Below are 22,683 nucleotides of genomic sequence, written 5' to 3'. Positions count from 1 at the left end.
AAGATGCTCTACGGGCACTCATTTGGAAATGGTACAAGCCGTGGTTGGAACGATGTATTCATTATGATGGTCATGTGCAATATGCAGGACTGCTGAGGCAGGGGGATTGCCGTTCAGGCAGAAAGCGACAGCAGTGGTCCAGGAAGCTGAGTTTCAAGAACACAGGAATCTCGGATGTAGAACCAGGCTAAGAAACCATCGCGCCTGGAGATAGAAGGCAGGGATTTACAATGTGGCATGATGTTGAAACGACAAAGGATCTTCTCAACTTCACGGTTGTAGCAGATACGGCGGCACAGCTGGTGCGCGAATCTGGAGGAGAACCATTGTCCATAGGCGTTTCAGGCAACTGGGGTTCAGGGAAGTCGTCGTTAGTGAAGATGATCGGGGCTTCGCTGAGGAAATCCGATGCCGATGGGAAAAAGTACGTATTCCTCGAATTCAACGCTTGGCTCTATCAGGGGTACGACGATGCTCGTATGGCGTTGCTCCAATCTGTTGCGGACGGACTTGTCGCCGAATCCGAGCGGCGCCAGACTCATGTTGACAAAGCTCTGGAATTCGCCAAGCGGGTGAATTGGCTTCGCGTTGGAAAGCTACTGGCACCAACCGTTTCAGGTGCGCTACTAGGCGGCACCGTGGGCGGCCCGATCGGTGCGGTTATCGGGGCCGTCGGCGGGCTCTGCAAGGCAGGAGGTACACCAAGCGCGGAGGATCTGAAGAAAGTCACGGATGCCTACGCCACCCTCCAGCCGGAGCTTGCCGGTCTGTTGAAGGAGAAGGAATCCAAGTCTCTGCCGCAGGAAATCGCAGAGCTGCGAGCCACGTTCGAGGAGCTGCTGCTCAGCTTGGATGTCACCCTCGTTGTGCTGGTCGATGACGTCGACCGGTGCTTGCCAGACACCGCCATCTCGACGCTCGAGGCAATGCGTTTGCTTCTTTTCCTTCCGCATACCGCCTTCATCATTGCCGCGGACGAACAGATGATTCGTGGCGCTGTGCGCACGCACTTTGGCAACGTTGACCTGTCCGACGACCTGGTTACCAGCTACTTTGACAAGCTAATCCAAGTTCCCTTGAGAGTCCCTAGGCTGGGCGCCACCGAAGTCAAAGGGTACCTCATACTGCTCCTCGCCGAACTGGCAGAGAAACGGGGCGATATTACTAGGGAGGCACGCATTCGTGCAGAGACCGTCATTCTTGATGCAGTCCGTCGGTCATGGGCGGGTGGCCTTACGCGCAAGAGAATAGAAGAAGCCTTCGGGACGGATGCCACGAAGGTCAGCATGGAGATTGATCTGGCCGACCAGCTCGCCAGCTTGATGGTGTCTGCTGACCGCATTGCCGGGAATCCGCGCCTCATCAAGCGGTTCCTCAATAGCTTGATGATTCGGGATACGGTCGCAAGGGCGCAAGGGATGACCATTGCATTCGACCAGCTTGTGAAGCTGCAATTGTTCGAACGCTGTGCGCCCCCGGCAGCGTTCGAATACCTAGTCAAACAGGTTGCCGATCGTGAGGATGGAAAGGCAGCGTGCTTAGCCTATATTGAGCCTATTTTGGCAAAGGGCGAATCGTTCGACGTGCCAGACCCAAGCTGGGATGATCCCTTCGTTCGGGAGTGGCTCAAGCTGAATCCTAGACTGGCTGACACTGATCTGCGCCCACTTCTCTATCTGAGCCGTGATAGGGCCTTATCCCTGGCCAGTTTTGATGAGCTCTCGGCGGAAGGACGGGCACTGCTGGATGCGATCTTGGAAGCGAACAATTTTCTGCCACCTCTCGTGGAGCGGCTGAGGTCTCTGGGTGAGGCCGAAGGCGAACGAATCCTGAATCGCATGCGCCGTCGTGCCAGATCAAGACAGTGGGACTTGACTATCTTGGTCCAGGCCCTGCACGTCCCGAGAGCGTTCCCAGAGCTAGGATCTTCATTTGTGAACCTCCTTAACGATATCCATCCATCCAAACGACTGGCTCCGTTCATTCCCATGATTCGGAGTGAGCCGTGGGCAAAGGAACTGCTGAAGCGTTGGGCCGCGGATGACCAGTCACCGCAACCTGTGAAGAACGCAATCAGCGGGTTGGGCAAAGGGAGATAGTATGGGCACTTCAGGCTCGAGCAATGGTCCGGGAGGCGGGGTCCCATTTGATCCCCCGTGGCTGAACGAGATCGCGCCGCCACAGCCCAGCGACGTAATGAAGCCGAACGGCCAGGAAGACGGCGATAGCGATTCAGGGAACAATCAGCCAGAGCGACCTCCGCAACCGGCCCCCGAGCCGGCGGAACTTGCGCCACCACGACGCTTCTACAACGCCCGCCGCGCCCTGAGCGATTTCGCGCGCTCAGGAAAGCAAGACTCATTCCGAGAAGCAGTCGGACATTACTCCCGTACGGGCATGGGCGGCACACGGAACGCGGCGAACCGCCTGCGCACTTCCACCAGAACAGGGGCAAGCCTGTTTGGCCTCCTCCAATCGGCTCGCGAAGGGACCGATCCAGCGATTAACGAATGGGTCACATCCCTTACTGGAAGAAATGCAAGCGCGCAGGAGGTGGCCGACGAAATCATACGTCGGGCAGCGCCGGGCGGCGGCAGTCTGGACGAGGCCGCCTGCCGTGAATCCATGGCACAAGCGATGGGAGACTTGCTGACAGATAATCCCAACGTCGATCTTCTTCATTTGGGGGATGACAAGATCTGGGCGCTCATCGAATCTTTTCTTGGCTACGAAGCATTCAATCGTCTGTGTCTGGACATCGGGCAGGTATTCGAGGACTCGGCGCTCAGTCCTCGCGACCTAGTGACACGGATGAATGAAATGCAAGAGTACCTCAAGGCAGAGCTTTGTGCGCAGATCGAAGTCCTCCGGGAGAAAACTCCAAACGCCGGATCGGACGAGCTTCAGTCTATACTGCAAAGTGCTGCGCAGAACACCTTCTTGGTCTATGAGGGTTCACTATGAAGAGAGTCATGTGTTGCCCTATCTCACTCCTTCCGGACGCCCTCGACCCTGATGTCGAGTATTTTGCCCTGTATTCGTACGCTCCTTCAGGATGTGAAAGTGTCGGGCACATTGCGCCTTCCTTGCCGACAGATATCCGACGAGCCGGTCTCGCGCCGTCAACTCAGGCATGGGACTTCGCAACTATCGCCTCGTCGGTTGGCGCCGCTGATAAGGCCATTCCGCGAAAGGACAGCGCGGACGGATGGACCCGAATGATCGAACTGAGTGTCTGCCTCAGACAGCCTGCTGTTTGGGATGCCAGGCGCGCCGAGTTGGAGTCACTTCTCCGTTTCTTGACCGGTGATTTCTGGAGTTTGCACTTTCTAGAGGGAGGCGTGAAGCCCCCCAAGGCGAAGAAGCCACAGAAGAGTGATGCGGATTGCGTATGCTTGCTTTCGGGCGGAATCGACAGCCTGGTTGGGGCTCTCGATTTGACTTCCGCGGGCAGGAACCCACTATTTGTTTCGCAAGTGGTTAGAGGAGACCGCGCAACCCAAGAAAAATACGCAGTGGCCCTGGGCGGCGCGGGTCGGCATTGTCAATGGAGTTTTGCTGTAAACCATCCGGGACCCTCAGAGAAATCGACAAGAGCTCGATCGATAGTTTTCTTCGCGTTTGGAGCGCTCGCAGCATCGGCAATTTCGTCGACTGAGAATCGACCTGCGGAGCTTGTTGTGCCAGAAAACGGTTTCATTAGCCTCAATGTCCCTCTTGGGCCGGGTCGTCTCGGAAGTCTGAGCACGAAAACTACACATCCTGTCTACATGAAGGGCATTCAGTCACTCTGGGATGGGCTCGGCATCCAAGCGAAGATGTCTTTCCCGTACCGTGACAAAACCAAGGGAGACTTGCTCGTGGATTGCTCGGACCAAGCAAGACTCGCGAATCTGATAGGAGACTCCATAAGCTGCGGGAAGTACCAGCGACACAAGCTCACGCACTGCGGTGAGTGTGTCCCGTGCATGGTTCGGCGCGCCGCGTTCCTCAAGGCGAACCTACCCGATACGACAGCTAAGGGATACTGCTGTCAGCGACTTGCCCTCTCAGAATCCAGCGATGTGGCCGCAGCGGCTACCGCATATCTCCGTTACCAGGACAAGGGAATACGTCGATTCACAGGCGGAGCACTGTCTTTTGCTCTTCCCGACGAACGGGGCCGATACGAAGACGTTGTGGCGCGCGGCATGGATGAACTGGGCCAGCTCCTCACCAGCCACGGCGTCATATGATTGACTTTCACTGCCACCTCGACCTCTACCCTGACGCGCTGAAGATTTTACCCAGAGTTGCGGCCTGCAACGCCTTCACTCTTGTTGTCACGACCAGTCCTCGGGCGTGGCAGGCTACTTCGCGCGTGTTTGCCGGCTATGACAACATCAAGGTTGCTGTGGGGATGCATCCAGAGGTCGTCGGCAAGAAGGCAGGTGAACGCGCATTGCTGATGTCCTGCATTCCTAAAGCTGGGTTTGTGGGTGAGATTGGTCTTGATGGATCTCGCAGGCATCAGGAGAGCATGCCATTGCAAGAGTCGATTCTCAGGGAGGTACTGAATAAGTGCGAACGGGTCGGAGGGAAGATCCTAAGCATCCATTCGAGAAACGCCGCAAGCCGCGTCCTTGATCTCGTTGAACAGTATTGTCGAGAGAGTACGCCGGTATTGCACTGGTTTTCAGGCACTGTTGAACAGGCCCGCCGTGCAGTAGCTCTCGGATGTTGGTTTAGTGTTGGGCCTGCTATGCTACGCGGGGCGACAGGCTGTGCAATACTTCGGGAACTACCCATGGACAGAATACTTCCAGAGACAGACGGACCGTTCGCGAAGAATCGCACTGTCGCTCTGATGCCTTGGGAAGCGATCAGTATCGCAGACGCTGTCGCACTCTTGTGGGGAACGACGACGGACGACGTATGCCTGCAGATGAAGCGCAATCTACTCGCATTGATCGGAAACGAAAGAGCTCGCATGTTACGCACTAGGGAGACTTGATGCCGCTGGAGAAACCCAATACGGGGAGGATTGCGCCCCGACTCTTGGGGGTGGAGCGTATGGACGGTTCTTGAAGAAGTGATGTTGTTGGCTTCCAAGGCGTAGCAAACTCCTCATATGAGATTATGCATAGAAATGGAACGTTCTGACAGAGTACACATAGAGGGTGTTAGTTGCTGACGCGCCGAACCCCTTGCCGGAGCCTTTAGGTTCATTCAAGCTCTCCACTTGACAGACTCCATGGTATGATATGTGGTAATACCAGGAGGTGCCCATGGGAAAGGCGAAAGTAGCGATCACATTGGACGTGGCCTCGGTTCAACGCATAGATCAACTTGTCAAGAACCGTGTCTTTCGCAGCCGTAGCCGTGCGATTCAGGAGGCAGTGCGTGAGAAGCTGGAGCGGATTGATCGCAACCGGCTTGCGCGGGAATGTGCAAAGCTTGATCCCGCTTTTGAGAAGGCAATGGCCGAAGCGTTCATGGGTAAAGACAAGCCAGATTCGAACGCTCTCCGTTGAGAGGGTTGGCAAGAAGATCGGGGTTGTTTCCCCAGACGAGTTGAGTCAAGCCGTTGATGGCTTGAATGAGATTATCGGAACCTAAGCCGTCCGTGACCTGACGGTTGGCTTCACCACATCGGTCCCAGGGCGGACAAACGGACACGGGATGCGAGGCGGGAATGTACCGACGCTCAGTGATCCTTCTCGTGTTGTTACTGATACTTGGAGCTTCCTGTGAGTGCGTTTTCGCGGAACCGAGCGTGCCCGCGGTGCGCGCGGAAACGGATTCCGTCGAGGTTGAGCAGAGCGAGCAGGGACCTGCGCTGGAGCGGAGCGATCGGAAATTCCTCCGTTATGCGGGAAAGCGCGTCCGGAGGATCCTGGTCACGAACCTTGATGTATTCGGCCCGTCGGTCGACGATACTACCCGATCGACGAAATCGCGGCTGGAGAGGACCCTCAACCACCTGAACTTCCAGACCCGCGAGACCACCATTCGCCAGACCCTCCTCTTCAAGGAGGGGGACGCCATCGATCCCTTCCGGCTGGCAGACAGCGAGCGCATCCTCCGGAACCTGGCGTTTATCGGAGATGCCCGAATCGTCGTGGTGCGGATTCCCGAAAGCCGCGATTCGGCCGACGTGCGGGTCATCGTGAAGGAAACATGGACCCTCCAGCTCTCAGGAAGCCTGAAAGAGGGAAACCGCCTGAAGGTCAGCCTGGCCGAGAAAAACCTCCTCGGGCTGGGGCACCAGGTTTCCGTGGCGGCCACTCTGGACCCCAACGCCACCCCCCGGTTGGGATTCGACACGAACTATTCCATGCAAAACATCCACGGCTCGTTCATCACCGGAAAACTGGAGTACGTGAAAATGCCCGGCAAGGAAACGGCGGGCCTCGTACTCTCCCGCGAGCTTATCTCTCCCGTCCTCCGATACGCCGGAGGGTTGGACCTGAGGCGGACCTCGATCGCAGTACCGGATTCACTACTTTCCGCAGCCGATAACACTTCCGATCTGATCGATCTCTGGGCGGGAAGACCGGTCCATCAATGGCGCATTCAGAAAGCGACCGGGCGCCGCCCCACCCTGTTCCTTTCGGGCCGGGTCCGGCATCTAAAGTTCACCAAACGCCCGCCGGTCACGCCATTCACCTTCTATCAGTATCACGACATGGACCACGTTCTGGGAAGCCTCACCTACATCCAGAGCTCGTATTACCGCGCGAATCTACTGTACAACTTTGGCCGGACGGAGGATATCCCCTACGGTTTTCTCGCCCGCGTCACGTACGGATTGGCCAACGAGGAGTTCACCCAGAGTCATTATGCATCCGCCACGTTGGCGGCGGGAGAGAAGATCGGCCGACTGGGATACGGGGTCGTTGAGGTGCGCATGGGTGGATATCCCAAAGGCAGAAAGATCGAGCAGGGAGTAATCCGACTGCAGACCCTTTACTTCAGCAATCTTCTGCAGGTCGGAGGGTTCCGGTTCCGTCAGTTCGTCAAAGCGGGATACACCACCGGGATCCACCGCTACGCGGACGACAGCATTAACTTCAACGGCGACGAGAGCATTCGTGGCGTGGTCTACAACAGCACTGTGACCGGAACCAGGCGCCTCCAGCTCAACCTTGAATCCGTCGCATTCACCCCTTGGAGGGCGAAAGGAGTCACCTTCGCGTTCTTCACCTTCGCGGACCTGGATTTCATCGGCTCCGGGCGCAGGAGTATCCTCGCGCAGAACTGCTACTCGGGGCTGGGGCTGGGGGTCCGGTTACACAAGGATAGCTTCGGGATCGGGCCGGTGCAACTGCGCTTCGCCTGGTATCCGAGACTCCCGATCGATCATGCCGCGTTCTCCTACACCGCGTTCGGAGAGAAGCGCTTCCGGTCGATCGAGTTCATGGGAATCAGGCCGGAGATCGTGGAATACTAAGGCGCGGCCGGGGCGAGAAGATCGACATTCCTCTGAGACCCGCACGGGCTCTTCATGATCGCCCGCTGCGATGTCCCGTCGAGGATCACAGAGACTAGGAACGGCGCTTGCCGGTCACCAGAAGTGCGACACCGCCGATCAGCACAACCACACCGACGACTGCCGGGACTGGAATGCTCTTGCGCTCCGTGGCGGTAACGCTCATCGAACCCATCTGGAGGACCGTCCGGTTCTTGTTGTAGTTGATTCCGCCGTAGACCAGCGCGAGGACTCCAAGGACCACGAGCAAGATTCCAATGGATTTCATTTCACTTATCCTTTCCTATCCACGCGCCGCCTGCACGTGCCCCGGCCCGAGTCAGCCGGAGACACGAGACAGCAACGGCGACGACGAACAGAAGGTGAATCTGACCACCACACCACTCGTTATCAGCGGAGGTAGAAAGCGATGCCGGCGCCCGCATAGCTAAACGAGTTGTCGTTGAGCCCGATACCAATCTCGCCGACCAGGTCGACTACGTCGGACAGGTGGTACTCGATTCCGGGCACGAGGTGCAATCTCGTGAACGTGTCGTCGACCCCCGGCGGGGCATCATTGATCGACTCGAACGAGACATCCAGCGCACCGCACAGCTCTATCTTCTCGTTCACGTGCCCGCTCAACAGCGGCGTGACGTCGAGCCCCATGGTGTCGAAATTCCCTTCCCCCGCGAACATCCAGTGGACGCCTCCCGTCAACGAGAAATCCAGGCCGGTATCCATTTCCTTGCCGCTCAGAATCCACCACTCGCCATCCGCGCCGACGTACGTACTATTCTCGAAGAAGCCCAGCTTGGCTTCGGCGTCGAAGCGGTCGGTGAATCCATACCCACCACGAGCCGCGACTCCGAACTCGTCGTCTGCTCCGTTCTTACCGAATACCATGATCGGGGCAACCATGAGCTTGAAGGTGCCGCGATCGTTCGTCTCGGCGGACTGCAGAACACCGATGTACTGAGCTGCGACCGGTAGCGCAAAGCACAGGCCTAGACCTGCAACAAGAACGATTAGAACGATTCGAGAGATCCTCATGTCGCATCCTCCTGGATAGAGATAGAATATTACCGGGAAGCGAGAGGGACGGCGCCAATCGACGGCGCTCCTCTTTGCCCCACGGCTAGTGATAGAACGTCCTGACCCTATAGGAAATTCGATTCCGTGTCAAGATGTTTGGGTATCGAAGGAGTTCCCCCAATTTTCCAACGGCAAAATCCAAGAACCAACTCTGCCGCTCGTCGGATTCACTCACACCTTCTGGTTGAAGTATCGTCCGGAATCCTTTAAGGTTCAGAAACAACAGCCTGTGCAGGATCTCCGACCCGATGATAATGTCGATAGCTCATTGAGATCATCATGGACTACGTCAGTAAAGGAGAAGAGCACATCATGGCGAGCGATGTCATCCGGAGACGGACGAGGTTGCCCAGCGATCGCGGGGACTCCATTTACGAAGTCAATTTATTTATGACAGAGGCTCAGTTACGAGCCGAGCTGGAGAAATGCGAGTATTGCGAGGATAAGCCATGCATGGGCGCCTGTCCGTGCGATTGCTCACCGGCGGACTTCATCCTTGCTTCTCAGGTTGGATCGCCGTCAGACATCAGGCACGCGGCTGCCTTGATCATGGGGAAGAATCCGTTGGGCGGCATCTGCGGGCAGGTGTGTCCGGACAAGCATTGCATGGCGGCCTGCGTGCACAAGAAGCTGGACGGCGCGGTAAATATCCCGATGGTGCAGGCCACGCTCATCGAAAAGGCTAAACGATTGGGGGTCATGCCGGTGATGGAGGCAGTGAATCCCAATGGCAAGAGGGTTGCCGTGATTGGCGCAGGTCCGGCAGGTTTGGCTGCCGCCTCGATGCTGGGGCGCAAGGGCTATGCCGTGACCATCTTCGAGAGGGATTCCACCCCAGGCGGCATGTGCAATCTCATCCCCGACTTCCGCCTTGACAAAGAGGTTTTGAAGACCGATTTCGACTGGAGCCTCGGATTAGGCGATATTCGGGTCGAGCTGAACAAGGAGATCACCGATCCGCTGGCACTTCTGGGTGCCGGGTTTGATGTGGCGATCGTCACGGTGGGATTGTGGTCGCCGATCCCCCTAGGTATCCCAAATGAGGATAAGGCGATCATGGGGATTCCGTTTCTCAAGAGGCCCGAAATATATGAAGTGAGTGGCAACGTGGCGGTGATCGGCGGCGGCGCCACGGCCTTCGACTGTGCGATGACCGCATTGACGCTGGGTGCCGGCAGGGTCGAGCTGTTCGCGCTTGAGAACCTCAGTGAAATGCCGCTCACCAGCCGAGAGATGGGCGAGCTGACCAAGAGCGGGATCGATGTGAACGGCAGGATTCGGGTAAGCGAGATCCTCTCTGAACATGGCACTGTCAGCGGTATCTCGACGGTGAAGGTAAAGCTGCAAGCGGGCGTGAAATTCCGGCCCGGTGCAGTGACGCCGATTCCTGGCAGCGAAGCGATCCGGCGTGATATCCAAAAGGTTATCATTGCCATCGGGGCGCGCTGTGCGATGCCTCGGGTGCAGCATCCGGCGGTATTTTATGCAGGTGATTGCGTGGAAGGCCCGACCACGGTGGTGGAAGCTTCGGCTGCCGGCAAGAACGTCGCTGAACAAGTGGATGCTTACGTCCGGAGAACGCCGATTCCTCATTTCGAGCGAAATACTAACGGATTCGTCAAGAGCTACATCCAGATCCCTGGCTACAACTTCAGGCCGGTGCCGCTCGAGACCGACTTCTTCGGGCGAACGATCGCTTCACCCTTCTTGCTCTCGGCAGCACCGACGACCGACGGATTCGATCAGATGAAGAAAGCATACGAAGCAGGATGGCCCGGCGGCATCATGAAGACCTCCTTCGACAACGTGCCCATCCATATTCCGGCGGAATACATGTTTGCTTTCGGCGATGCAACCTTCGCCAATTGCGATAATGTCTCCGGTCATCCACTGGATCGAGTGAGCCGCGAGATCGACCAGCTGATCAAACTATATCCCGACCGCCTAACCGCGGCATCGACCGGCGGTCCCGTGACCGGCAACGATGAGAGCGACAAGCGCGGTTGGCAGAGCAATACTCGGAAGCTGGAGAATGCAGGTGCGATGGCCATCGAGTACAGCCTCTCCTGCCCGCAAGGCGGCGACGGCACCCAGGGAGATATTGTGTCTCAGAACGCCGAGCTGTCTGCCAAAATCATCGATTGGGTGCTGGCGGCCGGTGACGGTTCGATCCCCAAGCTCTTCAAACTGACCGGTGCAGTCACCTCCATCGCCCCCATCGTTTCCGCCATCAAGCAGGTTTTCGACCGCCACCACGGCAAGAAAGCAGGAATTACCCTGGCCAATACATTTCCGACCCTGGTGTTCCGGCCCGGAAAAAAGAAAGAATGGGAAGAAGGCGTGATCGTGGGCATGGGGGGAGAAGGCGTCTTGAATATCAGCTACCTCTCGCTGGCAAAAGCAGCGCCGCTGGGCGTTGAGATCTCAGGCAACGGTGGGCCGGTCAACTACAAACACGCTGCCGATTTCCTCGCACTTGGCTGCAAGACCGTCCAATTCTGCTCGCTGGTAACCAAGAGCGGCTACCGCATCATCGATGAGTTGAATTCGGGACTCAGCCATCTCATGTTCGAACGCGGCCTGCGTTCCGTGCGGCAACTCATCGGCATCGCCTTGCCGGAACCCGTCACGGACTTCATGGCGCTTTCCTCGGTGAAACGGATTTCCCAGGTGGATCGCGAGGTGTGCCTGCAATGCGGCAATTGTAAGCACTGTCCCTATTTGGCGATCAGCTACGGCGATGACGGCTATCCCGTGACCGATCCGGAAAGATGCATCGGCTGTAGTATGTGCAATTTCCTCTGCTTCGCACTGGCATTGAGCATGCGGGATCGAACTCCGGAAGAGACGCAGGCGCTTCGCGAAGCTTGATTCCGCTGAATAGGGGCGTTTCGATCGTTCCCGGCGCCGGGCAGGTCGAGACTCGAAGGTTCTCATACTTGATTTGATCGCCATGATCTTAAGACCGGGATGCCGGAATCTGTCGTCGTGGCATGTTGGCGAAGCGGTAATATCGTGATGAGGAGGACACGCATGAGCGACTACTTGATTGCTGGAGGAATCGTTATAACTCTGGGGCGGAACAACCAAGTCATCAACGATGGTGCAGTATATGTCAAGGATGGTTTGATTGCGGATGTAGGGCAGGCGAAAGATCTCAGAGAACGCTATGCCTGCGAAGTCAAGGTAGATGCTCGTAACAAGGTGGTCCTGCCCGGCTTCATCTGCGCTCACCACCATCTTTACAGCACCATGGCGCGGGGATTTGCGCCGCCTGGTGAGCCCGCGCGCTGCTTCGGCGAGATCTTGGAGCGCCTCTGGTGGAAGCTGGACAGGGCACTCCTCGAAGATGACGTATATCTGAGCGCACTCATTCCACTCATCGAATGCATCCGCAACGGCACCACCGCCATCATCGATCACCATGCCAGCCCCTCATGCCGTGACGGCAGCCTCGACTTGATCGCAAAAGCTGTCCTGGAGAGCGGCATTCGCGCCTCCCTCTGCTATGAAGTGTCGGATCGCAACGTACCGGCCGGTGGCCTGGCGGAAAACGAACGGTTTCTCAAGCGGATGGCTGCCGAAAAATCGCCATTCCTTACCGGCATGATGGGCCTCCATGCCTCCATGACCGTATCGGACGATACGCTCGCCGGGTGTCGCGCCGTGGCTGAACGCTACGGCGTCGGTTACCATATTCATGTGGCTGAAGGCCTCGAAGACCATACGGATTCCTTGACGAAATACGGGATTCGCACCGTCGAGCGCCTGGTAACTCGCGGCATCTGCGGGAAGAACTCGCTCTACATTCACTGCGTCAACATCGACGAGCGGGAGATGGATCTTGTCAAAGATACCGGGACGATGGTGGTACACAATCCGGAATCAAACATGAACAACGCGGTGGGAGTAGCCAAGGTGCTCGCGATGATGGCCAAGGGAATTCTGGTCGGTTTGGGCACCGACGGCATGGCGTCCGATATGCCGGCTCAAATGCGATGCGCCTACCTGCTGCACCGGCTCGACAATCGTGATCCACGTGTCGCCTTCTGCGAAGCACCCCAGCTCCTGCTCTGGAACAATGCCGCGATAGCCGCCAAGTTGTTCCCCGCGCGGCTCGGCGTCATCGAAAGAGGAGCTGCTGCGGACTTCGCGATCCTCGACTACATCCCGCCCACCACGCTGGAGGCGGGCAATTTCCTGGGGCATTTCATCTTCGGCATGGTTGATGCCGTCGTGGATACCACCATCGTCGCCGGAAAGATCCTCATGCAGAACAAACAGATTCTCTCCCTGGACGAGGAGGAGATCGCCGCGAGATCACGGAAGCTGGCCGCCAAGGTTTGGTCTCGAATTCAATAGTGCCGCTTCTGAGACCGCCACGAGAGGACACCGGCGCGTCGGACTCAATTGATGCCTCCGGTCGTGTGAAACAATTGACAAACAGAGCAATTTCCGAATTGACTTGACAAATCGTTTCAGGTGGATTAGAATATTCAGCGTTATCAGTAAGCGCTGATTACACTGATGAAGGGAGACTTTGCCATGAAAAGAAAGAAATGCGGTTCTAATTGCTGCGAAGTAGAGGCGGTTGTTACCGTCGACGAGAGGGGCCAGATCGTGATCCCGAAGGAAACCAGACAAAAGGCCCGATTGAAATCGGGAGACAAGTTCGCATTGGCCCTCATTACAAAGGAGGAAGAAGTATGCTGTATTGTACTAACAAAACTCGAGTTTCTTAACGCACCGATAAAGAGCCTCTTGGTGATCAAGAAAGGGAGTTGAGAATGAATACGTTTGACGAAAGAGAAGAAGTTAGAAGAAGATATGCCAAGATTGCCGTCCACAGTAAGTCCTGCTGCTCGTCATCGTGCTGTTCATCGGCGCAGCCCAATCTGTCGGAAATCGTGGGCTACAGCAAGAGGGAAATGGAGCAGGTACCGGCCGGCGCGGATCTCGGACTCGGCTGCGGGGCTCCTGTTGCCTTTGCCGACATCAATGAAGGAGAAACAGTGCTTGACCTTGGCTCGGGGGCAGGGTTTGATGTGTTTCTTGCCGCCAAGAAGGTCGGCCCTAACGGACTTGTCTACGGGCTCGATATGACGGAGGAAATGATAGGGAAAGCGACAGAAAATGCAAGAAAAGGCGGTTTCGGAAACGTAAAATTCATCAAGGGCTTCATTGAAGACATTCCTCTTGAAAATGAAAGCGTTGACCTCGTCATATCAAACTGTGTGATCAATCTGAGCCCGGAAAAGGAAAAGGTCTTTAGGGAAACATTCAGAATCCTGAGAAGTAGAGGAAGAATCGTTGCATCCGACATTGTTCTGAAAAAACCTCTTCCCAAGATACTTCTGGAAAATCCCGACGTCTACTCTTCATGCGTATCCGGAGCCATGCTGAAGGATGATTATATTTCTGCCCTGGAAACGGCCGGATTTCAAAAAATTGAAATCCTGACTGAAAGAAGCTTTCCTTTTGACCTAATGGCAAACGATCTGAAAGGCTCATCCGTTGAGAAATGGGCTAAGGAAAATCCAGATAAAGCAAAGGACACAGCCGAATCAATACTGAGCATAACCTTTAGGGCGCAAAAGGCCTTGTAAGATTAAGTTGCAGGCGCGGTATGCAATAGAATTGTCTGACCTGAGCGTGACACCATATGGTATAACTTGCTGACAGGGTAAAGGCGCTTGCCCAAGGCGCCGAAAGTATAGTATATACAGACATATACGGACACATACAGGTCACCTATGGGCGAGACATTGCACAACTTAGAACAAAAAACTGCACAACTGCGCGCAGTGGGTCAAATCAGTGCAGCCCTTGCGGCCGCGTGGAAACTCGAGGACACACTGGACGCGATCACACGAATCACGTCCCAGGTTTTGGGTGTGGACTCGTGTTCCATTTACCTCCAGGAAGAGGCAGGCGGCCGGCTGGTTCTCAAGGCGACTACCGGGCTCGCGCCAGACGCCATCGGTCAAGCTTCTTTGGGCATCGGCGAGGGTTTGACCGGCTGGGTCATCACGCACGGTCAGTCCGTGGCGGTCCGCGATGCGCTCAAGGATCCACGCTTCAAGCTCCTGCCCGAAACGCACGAAGAGGCGTTGAGGTCGCTCATGGCCGTCCCGCTCAGTGTGCAGGGACGCGTCATCGGCGCCATGAACGTGCAGACGGCGGAAACACACGATTATACCAACGACGAAGTAGAGCTTTTGTCGCTCATCGCCAACTTGGCCGCCGGTGCGATAGAGAAGGCAGCGCTCTACGATCGCCAGCGGCAGCAGATACAGGAACTCTCCGCCCTCGCGGAGGTGAGCCGCACGGTGACTTCGCCGCTCTACCTCGACGAAATGCTTGGAATTGTGATGGAGATGGCGGCCCGCGTGATGGGTGCGAAAGCCACCGTGCTCCATCTGCTGGACGACGCCAGCGGCCAACTGGTGCTGCGCTCGACGCACGACGTCATCGCCAAGGAACAGCAATTCGCTTCGATCGCGGTCGGACAGGGCATCGCCGGGCAGGTGGCGGCAACCGGGCAGCCGATCTTTATTCCCAACGTACAGACAGACAAGCGCCACTTGAATCACGCTCTCGCGGAGCATGAAGGATGGATTTCGATGTTGAGCGTCCCGCTCATTGTGAGAGATCGAATCGTGGGCGTTTTCTCTTGCTACATGGACGCGCATCACGAATTCACTCCAAAGGAGATGGAACTCTTTCGGACTCTGGCCGACCAGACTGCTCTCGCCATTGAGAACGCGCGCCTCGTCATAAATGCAGCCGTGGTTCGCGAGATGCACCATCGCGTGAAGAACAACTTGCAAACGATCGCCATGCTGCTCCGCCTGCAAAAGAGTGCGGCGGCGAACCTGAGCGCCGAAGACGTACTCGCCGAGACGATCAATCGCATCATGAGCATTGCGGCGATCCACGAGGTTTTGAGCGAGCAGGGTCTGCGTCTGGTCGACGTGAAAAACGTTCTTGAGCGCGTGACTCTCTCCATCGGAGAGACGATGTTCACGTCGGGACGAGCCATTACTATATCTGTCACCGGTGATCGGCTCGTGCTTGCGTCGCGAGAAGCCACGTCACTGTCTCTTGCAACCAGCGAGCTCGTCCAGAACGCGGTGGAGCACGCGTTCGCCGGGCGCGATAAAGGCCGGATTCTTGTCCAACTGAAGGTCGAACCGGGCGAAAGCGCGGTCGTCGTCGAAGACGACGGCGTCGGCAACGCGCTGACGGAAGCTCCGATCAAGGGCCTCGGGTTACAAATTGTGGAAACGCTGGTGAGCGATGACTTGAGAGGGCATTTCGAGTCGATCGCTTCACCGGCGGGTACGCGTGCCGTCATCCGGTTTCCGAACCCTGCCGGGACGGGAGCGAAGCCTTGAAGAAACTGAACATCTTGATCGCCGACGACGAGTCCATCATCAGACTTGGACTCAAACGGATCTTGGAAGAGGCGGGACACACCGTTTACGCCGCAGAGGACGGACGCGTCGCCGTGAGGCTCGCCGCAGGGTGCACACCCGATCTGGCGATCCTGGACATAAAGATGCCGGAGATGGACGGACTCGAAGCGGCGCGCGCACTCCTCGACCTGGCGCAGGTACCGATCATCTTTCTGACTGCCTTTGGCGAACGAGAACTGATCGAACGCGCGGCACGGTTGCCCGTCATGGGCTACCTGGTCAAGCCGATCAAGGAGGCGGAACTCTTGGCCATGATTGAAGTGGTGGCTCAACGTTTCGAGGAGCATGCCCGCACGGCGCAAGCCGCCTCCGAAATGAAAAACGAGCTGGCCTCGCGCCGCACGATCGATCGCGCCAAGGGATTGCTGATGCAGCGCGAAGGCATCAGCGAATTCGAGGCTTACAATCGTCTGCAACAGCGCGCCCGCGCCGAACGGCGGACGTTGCTGGAAGCCGCGGAAGAAACAGTCCGCGAAGCCGGAGAGCGCGAGACTTAGAAACCCAGAACGTAGGGCAAAGAGATCGGGTATGTCACGATATCACATACGCACACAGCCGGCGCCGGCCCCCTTCCAGTATCCGGCCAAGTTCCAAATGGACGAGACCGACGCCTACGTGAAATACGGTCATCGTGTCTTCCAGGGCACGTCACAACGCGGCGACCGCTATTGGACTGCCGAGATTCTTTCGCAGACCTGGTACGAGGCCGAGACCGGACGCGTTCCCATCAGCGGCGCGGGATACGGTGGGCCGTTCAGTGGGGAAGGCTTTGAAGGAATGTGGCTGGACATGTCCGAGATCGTGCGTCCTACGCGCGACGGTATCCACGGTCGGGAATACATCTCGACCGCCGTGAGTCTTGGGGGCGCACCGGAGATGCTGGAGTTCGACGACTCGAATCGTTTACTCACTCCCCTACCCAGGACCATGAGCCTACCGCTGCCCGTGGTTTTCGGACCTTTGCCCATACCACTACCAGGTCGGGGCGCATTGCGAGCCCTGTCTCTCGCCGCCGAACGTCTTGGCACTTTATGTATCCTGACCCCCGACACACTCGACGTCGCCTCCAATCACAATTTGGCACTGCGTCTCTCGGCGGCCGATTTTGATTCGCTCCCGACCTTGCCCCGGGAACCGGTTTACGTGGAGTTCGAAGATGAGCCGTGGGCATTCGAACGCTGGCGGGTAGCCTGTGAACGATGGAGAGGCGCGATGATCGGACTACGCCACGCCCTGGGGCCGGATAGCCCGGCGGAAATCGAGCGGCTGGTGCGCAGGGGAGTGCGTCTCTTTCACCTCTATGCCGACGACGAAGGCCGCGATCTTGCGGGACGTCCCCTTCCCGATTCATTGCGCGCGGTTCATTCTCACCTTGTGCAGCGACGCTGGCGCGATAGCCTATCGTTCTTGGTCAGCGGCGGCATCGCTGCCGCAGAGCACGTGCCCAAGGTCATCGCATGCGGCGCGGACGCCGTCGTACTTGATTGGATACCCATCGTGGCGTGGGGGTGCGGCCTGTGGGCCGACAAACAGACCTGCCCGGTGGAGAAACGCGAGACTGACGCCGAGTGGGGCGCACAGCGTTTGATCAACTTGATGGCCGCCTGGCGCGACCAACTGCTTGAAGCGCTGGGTGCGATGGGAATGCGCGAAGTGCGGCGACTGCGCGGCGAGGTCGGTCGGGTGATATTCGAGGAAATTGAGGCGAAGGCCTTTCGCCGCCTATTCCCCACTACCGCACCTTTCCAGTCCAGTCGGCGTTTGCCGGAGGAAGAGAGTGGCGAGGGTGACATGCGCTGGACACACGCTCTGCTCGCCTCCACCCACCAACAGGCACGGGACGGCTCGCCCGACGGCAAGCAGGAGTTCCGCGTCGGTGGTTCGGGTGGCGGGTTCGACCGACTCACCTTTGCCTTTGAACTGACGGACAAGTGGCAACGGTCACGCAGAGACGACTGGCTCGCCGACCCAGCCGGCTTCGATATGAGTTTACCTCTCAACGGGCGCCGCGACGGCCGCCCCGAGCTTCACATTCCACTTCCATGGTACGGCGCGGGGATGTCTTTCGGAAGTGTGGGTCTGCCGGTGATGCTCAGCAGGGCCCGCGCGGCTCAATCTCTGGGCACGTTTACGTCGACCGGCGAAGGCGGCTACCCCGATGCTCTCATCCCGTACGCCGATTTTGTCATTACCCAGATCGCAACGGGGCTTTTCGGAGTGCGCGAGGAGACCATCCAACGCGCACGGCTGGTGGAAATCAAGTATGCCCAGGGAGCCAAGCCTGGCTTGGGGGGACACTTGCTCGGCAACAAGAACACCGAGTGCGTGGCGCAAGAGCGCGAGGCCGTTTGTGGCACATCACTCTTCAGCCCCTTTCCTTTCCACAGCGTGTACTCGGTGGAGGACCACAAGAAGCACGTGGACTGGCTCAAACAAATTAACCCGCGTGCACTGATCAGCGTGAAGGTCAGCACACCAACGGACGTGGACATGGTCGCTGTCGGCTCATATTTCGCGGGCGCGCACATCGTCCACCTGGACGGCGCTTACGGCGGCACGGGCGCCGCGCCGGAAATAGCCAAAAAGAACATCGCAATGCCGATTGAGTACGCCGTCCCCAAGGTGCATTGTTTCTTGGAAAGCGAGGGCATCCGCGACGAGCTCACGATAATGGCGTCGGGCGGCATTCGCACCGCATACGACGTGGCAAAAGCAATTGCACTCGGTGCCGACGGATGCGTTATCGGCACAGCCGAGTTGGTCGCGATGGGCTGCACACGACTGGGCAGTTGCGAACAAGGGTTCGGCTGTCCCTTCGGCATCACGACAACGGACCCGGAGCGCAGCAAACTAGTGGACGTCGAGAACGCCTGGCGGCTCATCGTGAATCTTTACACGAGCTGGCTTTGGCAATTGGCAGGTATCCTGCGCGAGCTCGGAATGAAAGGCATCCACGAACTGCGGGGACGGACAGACGTCCTGGTGTATCTGGAGTGATCTTCGTGTCTCTTGAAGATTCTCGACGAGAAAAAGCGAGTTCGCCGATGGAGAACCTCCGAGAGGAAGCCGGCGCGCTGCTCGGCTCCCGACAGGAAGAAACGAGTTCCCTCATGAACACCCGACAAGAACAGGCCGGCGCATTGCTCGACTCCCGAGCAAAATTGATTGCCGGTGTGAGCCCCCAGCCCGATGAGTTGCGCGCTAGAGAAGCGGCCGAGGGCGGCTGCGGAGTGCTGGGATTCGCCGCGAATGTGCCTATCGCCGGCCGGCACATCGTCACGGCCAGCCAGCAAATGCATAACCGAGGGAACGGCAAAGGCGGCGGCATTGCCGCGGCGGGCCTTGACCCTGCCCAGATGCGGGTCTCGCCCGACGTCTTGCGCACGCATTACCTGATCCAGGTGGCCTACCTTGACCGGGGCGCGCGAGCGGAAGTGGAACGCGAATGCTTGACGGGTCGCTTCGACATCACGGAATCATACCGAGTCGAGACTCTGGACGACCATCGGGCCGTGCCGGGTCTCGAAGTGCGCCCGCCGGACGTGGTGCGCTACTTTTGCCGCGTCAAACCTGAGGCCCTCGCACATTTCGCCGAAGAGAATGCCTTGCGTCATCTGCCGGCACGGCAGGTGGAAGACGAATATGTTTATCAGAATACCTTCCGCTTGAACCAGCGTTACTACGCCGGCTTGGACGACAAGCGGGCCTTCGTGTTGTGTCACGGGCGCGACCTCCTGGTGTTCAAGATCGTGGGCTACGCCGAGCAGGCCGCAGTCTACTATCGCTTGGAGAATTTGACGGCTCACGTTTGGATTTCGCATCAACGGTATCCTACCAAGGGGCGCATCTGGCACCCAGGCGGCGCTCACCCATTCATCGGCATGAACGAGGCGTTGGTACACAACGGTGACTTTGCGAACTACCACCGGGTCACGGAATACCTGCGCCTGCGCAACATCGTGCCGCTCTTCCTCACCGATACCGAAGTCAGCGTGCTGCTGTTCGACCTGTGGGATCGGGTCTACGCTTACCCGCTGGAGGTACTACTTGAAGCGTTGGCTCCGACCACCGAGCGCGACTTCGACATGCTGCCTCCCGAGAAGCAGACGCTCTATCGAGCCATCCAGCAGACACACCTTCACGGAAGCCCGGACGGACCTTGGTTCTTCATCATTGCCCGGAGCAAGCCGGACACTCAAACGTGGGAACTCTTGGGGGTCACGGATACCTCCATGCTGCGTCCGCAGGTCTTTGCGTTGTACGAAAGCTCTCCCCCACCTCCAACCTCACAAAACAATAGGGATGAAAGCAGCGGCGGTCGGTCCGGGGCGAGCGAGCCTTTGCAAGCGAAGACCGAGAACGTTCAAATCGGGCTGATCGCCTCCGAGCGACAGGCCATAAACGCCTGCCTGCGTAGCCTCGCAGTGGAAGACGCCCGCTTCCAGCCCGAGGCCGACAAGTACTGGGTGGCACGCGGCGGCAGTTACACGGACGGAGGCGCCTTTGTTCTCACTGTCTCAAAAAGTGACGAAGGTTACAGTCTTACCTGCCGAGACAAGTTCGGCAAGCTTGTTGCGACACCGGCCCCTGGCGCGAGCACAAGAACACGTAGCGGCGCGGACTGGATGTCTGTTCTCCGTGACTCTGTGACCGGTGCTCTCACGCACTACAGGGGTTCTCGCGCAGGCGACACGGATTCTCTCACGCACGATGCGGATTCTCTGCCGAGCGGCGCGAGTCCTTTGGCGAGCGGTGCAGGCAAGTGGTTTGCCGAGGCGAGAGAATCGCTGGCCGCCGCCGACCTGTCTCAAGTGGCCGCGTGGACGGATTGGCTCGCCGAATTCGCACGCGAAGACGACACGACGCGCGCTTGCGCCATTGATGTCCTCACGTTACTCCGCGACAGGCATTATGACACCGGCATCAAGAGGCGCTCCGCGCTCCTCGCGACGGTGGACAGATCCCTGTACCATGTCCTGCGCAACGTGCCAGGACTGGATTCCTGTTCCGAGAGTACGCACCGACTGGTCGACTGGCGCACGCGACAGACTCTGCGCAGCCCCGGGCTCGGTGAACTGGCTCTCGTGGTTGACGCGTGCGACTTTCCCGCGGAGGGTGAGGAGTCCGCGGCACGGCTGCTCTGCCGAGCCCATTCACTCGGCTGGCGTCGCTTCATCACGCTCGATTGGCGCGGCGGACGATTTGCCGGCTGTGGCCTCGGATCAAACACTGATGACGTGCGACTGGACGTCTTCGGCGACAACGGCGACTACCTGGGCTCCGGGTTGGATGGAGCAAGCGTCTTCGTGCACGGAGCCGCGCAAGATCAAGTGGGACAGATACTCAAGCGTGGCCGGCTGGTGATACACGGCGACGTGGGACAGACTTTCCTTTACGGAGCGAAGGGCGGCGACATCTTCGTCCTGGGGTCGGCGGCCGGGCGACCGCTCATCAACGCCGTGGGGCGTCCGCGGACCGTGATCAACGGCACCTGCTTGGACTATCTGGCCGAATCCTTCATGGCCGGCGATCCGATGGACGGCGGAGGATTTGTGATCGTTAATGGAGTGACTTTCGACGAGACCGGCGGGTTGATAGAGCTTGACACTCCATACCCGGGTGGTAACCTGTTCTCACTGGCCTCAGGCGGAGCCATCTACTTGCGTGACCCGCACGGCAAGGTTGAAGATGATCAGCTCAATGGGGGGCAATTCGCGCCTCTTTCCGATCCGGACTGGCGCCTCATCGACCCTTACCTGCGCCAAAACGAGTCACTGTTCGGCATTAAGGTAGATGATCTCCTGCGCGTAGATGGCGAGGTGTGGCCTCCGAACAAGGTTTATCGCAAGGTAGGCGTCGCGTCCGTGAACGTTCTGCATTACTAGGCGGAGAAATGGACTCGAGAAGGAAGTCCGTCTCGGAATGCCATTGATCGAGGTGATGACCAGTGAAGTTTGTCAAAGAAACTAGATCGCTCGCGCTGGCGCTGGTGTTTCTGTCGTTCGGCGGATGGCTTCTGCATCTGAGAATCCATCCCCTGCCTCTAAACCCAGACGTTGCGTCGAACCCCGCCAACTGGATTCCCTTCGTCTTCGGCCTCGTCAGCGTTCTGGCCTCGCCGATTCTGCTGAGTTTCAGGAGGACGCTCCTCGTAGGTTATCTCATAAATGGAATGTCAGTGATTGTCGGGATCATTCTCATGCTGAGTATCAGCCTGTCACATTTGCCAAACCCTCTGACATTTGCAGGTTTGGCGCTCAATACGACCTTCCCAGACGCGACGCTTCTTTTCGGAAAGCTCTTCGTGGGACACCAGATATTCCTGCACCATCATCCGAAGGGAATGGGCAGGATGTTCACGGTTGGATGGTGGACGCGGCACTTCGTCTATCTCACCACTCTCTTCACGATCGGGCATTTCATTTGGAGGTGATTCTGTGAGAAATTTCGTCCGGGGACGCCCCGGCTGGTTGATCCTTCACCTGGCTGCCATTACACTGCTTTTCTGGATGGGTCACTTCGTCAGGTTCTAGCCCTGCGTAGACGATCCCGCTTGCTACGGCTCTCCACGCACATTGTCTTGTGCACCCTCCCTTCCGCAAACAGTTTAGGCTTGAACCTTCGTCAGTTATGTGATATACTCCGCGAGATTTCAGGCGT

17 protein-coding genes and 1 pseudogene are annotated in these 22,683 nt (G+C 57.8%); 16 read left to right on the top strand and 2 right to left on the bottom strand.

Features of this window, described 5'->3' with window-relative positions:
• Positions 1-230 precede the first annotated feature (230 nt).
• From NTX17_02110 to NTX17_02080, 7 genes and pseudogenes are all read left to right on the top strand, one after another.
• Complete coding sequence (locus NTX17_02110; protein ID MCX5800171.1) at positions 231-2,099, top strand: P-loop NTPase fold protein; 1,869 nt, start codon at positions 231-233, stop codon at positions 2,097-2,099.
• Between the two features lies 1 nt (position 2,100).
• Positions 2,101-2,964 carry a hypothetical protein gene (locus tag NTX17_02105; GenBank protein MCX5800170.1) on the top strand — a complete coding sequence of 288 codons (864 nt, stop codon included), beginning with the start codon at positions 2,101-2,103 and terminating at the stop codon, positions 2,962-2,964.
• Entirely contained in the window at positions 2,961-4,235 is a 1,275-nt protein-coding gene (locus NTX17_02100; GenBank protein MCX5800169.1) for a hypothetical protein, read from the top strand. The genes NTX17_02105 and NTX17_02100 overlap by 4 nt, the downstream gene beginning before the upstream one ends.
• On the top strand, positions 4,232-4,993 hold the full coding sequence (locus NTX17_02095; protein MCX5800168.1) for a TatD family hydrolase: 762 nt from the start codon (positions 4,232-4,234) through the stop codon (positions 4,991-4,993). The genes NTX17_02100 and NTX17_02095 overlap by 4 nt, the downstream gene beginning before the upstream one ends.
• A 274-nt stretch (positions 4,994-5,267) precedes the next feature.
• Entirely contained in the window at positions 5,268-5,513 is a 246-nt protein-coding gene (locus NTX17_02090; protein MCX5800167.1) for a ribbon-helix-helix domain-containing protein, read from the top strand.
• Positions 5,458-5,598, top strand: a pseudogene (locus tag NTX17_02085) (type II toxin-antitoxin system PemK/MazF family toxin). Before NTX17_02090 ends, NTX17_02085 begins: the two are co-directional and overlap by 56 nt.
• Positions 5,599-5,755: 157 nt before the next feature.
• The gene (locus NTX17_02080; GenBank protein MCX5800166.1) at positions 5,756-7,432 is read left to right on the top strand and encodes a hypothetical protein; all 1,677 of its coding nucleotides are present in this window, start codon (positions 5,756-5,758) and stop codon (positions 7,430-7,432) included.
• Positions 7,433-7,526: 94 nt separating this feature from the next.
• Here NTX17_02080 and NTX17_02075 read toward each other — a convergent pair whose 3' ends face one another.
• Both NTX17_02075 and NTX17_02070 read right to left on the bottom strand, forming a co-directional pair.
• Entirely contained in the window at positions 7,527-7,739 is a 213-nt protein-coding gene (locus NTX17_02075; GenBank protein ID MCX5800165.1) for a hypothetical protein, read from the bottom strand.
• Between the two features lie 122 nt (positions 7,740-7,861).
• Positions 7,862-8,503 (bottom strand): hypothetical protein, encoded by a 642-nt coding sequence (locus tag NTX17_02070; protein MCX5800164.1) that lies wholly within the window; start codon positions 8,501-8,503, stop codon positions 7,862-7,864.
• Positions 8,504-8,824: 321 nt separating this feature from the next.
• Here NTX17_02070 and NTX17_02065 point away from each other — a divergent pair, with 321 nt between their 5' ends.
• The 9 genes from NTX17_02065 to NTX17_02025 all read left to right on the top strand — a co-directional run bounded on the left by NTX17_02065 (position 8,825) and on the right by NTX17_02025 (position 22,456).
• Positions 8,825-11,416 (top strand): FAD-dependent oxidoreductase, encoded by a 2,592-nt coding sequence (locus tag NTX17_02065; GenBank protein MCX5800163.1) that lies wholly within the window; start codon positions 8,825-8,827, stop codon positions 11,414-11,416.
• Positions 11,417-11,578: 162 nt separating this feature from the next.
• Positions 11,579-12,907 (top strand): putative aminohydrolase SsnA, encoded by a 1,329-nt coding sequence (ssnA, locus tag NTX17_02060; protein MCX5800162.1) that lies wholly within the window; start codon positions 11,579-11,581, stop codon positions 12,905-12,907.
• 183 nt (positions 12,908-13,090) lie between these two features.
• Positions 13,091-13,330 (top strand): HgcAB-associated protein, encoded by a 240-nt coding sequence (locus NTX17_02055; GenBank protein ID MCX5800161.1) that lies wholly within the window; start codon positions 13,091-13,093, stop codon positions 13,328-13,330.
• A 2-nt stretch (positions 13,331-13,332) separates the two neighbouring features.
• On the top strand, positions 13,333-14,151 hold the full coding sequence (arsM, locus tag NTX17_02050; GenBank protein ID MCX5800160.1) for an arsenite methyltransferase: 819 nt from the start codon (positions 13,333-13,335) through the stop codon (positions 14,149-14,151).
• 147 nt (positions 14,152-14,298) lie between these two features.
• On the top strand, positions 14,299-15,942 hold the full coding sequence (locus tag NTX17_02045; protein ID MCX5800159.1) for a GAF domain-containing protein: 1,644 nt from the start codon (positions 14,299-14,301) through the stop codon (positions 15,940-15,942).
• A complete protein-coding gene (locus tag NTX17_02040) occupies positions 15,939-16,520 on the top strand; it encodes a response regulator (protein MCX5800158.1) in 582 nt (193 codons plus the stop codon). The genes NTX17_02045 and NTX17_02040 overlap by 4 nt, the downstream gene beginning before the upstream one ends.
• Positions 16,521-16,551: 31 nt before the next feature.
• Complete coding sequence (locus NTX17_02035) at positions 16,552-19,020, top strand: glutamate synthase-related protein (GenBank protein ID MCX5800157.1); 2,469 nt, start codon at positions 16,552-16,554, stop codon at positions 19,018-19,020.
• Positions 19,021-19,067: 47 nt separating this feature from the next.
• Positions 19,068-21,908 (top strand): glutamate synthase, encoded by a 2,841-nt coding sequence (locus NTX17_02030; GenBank protein ID MCX5800156.1) that lies wholly within the window; start codon positions 19,068-19,070, stop codon positions 21,906-21,908.
• 62 nt (positions 21,909-21,970) lie between these two features.
• The gene (locus NTX17_02025; protein ID MCX5800155.1) at positions 21,971-22,456 is read left to right on the top strand and encodes a hypothetical protein; all 486 of its coding nucleotides are present in this window, start codon (positions 21,971-21,973) and stop codon (positions 22,454-22,456) included.
• Positions 22,457-22,683: the final 227 nt, after the last annotated feature.

It is taken from the genome of Candidatus Eisenbacteria bacterium (assembly GCA_026388185.1).
In the GTDB taxonomy this organism is placed as follows: domain Bacteria; phylum Eisenbacteria; class RBG-16-71-46; order JAFGJU01; family JAFGJU01; genus JAPLKG01.
Note: the sequence above shows the minus strand (reverse complement) of the source record. Positions and strands in the feature narration are given on the sequence as shown.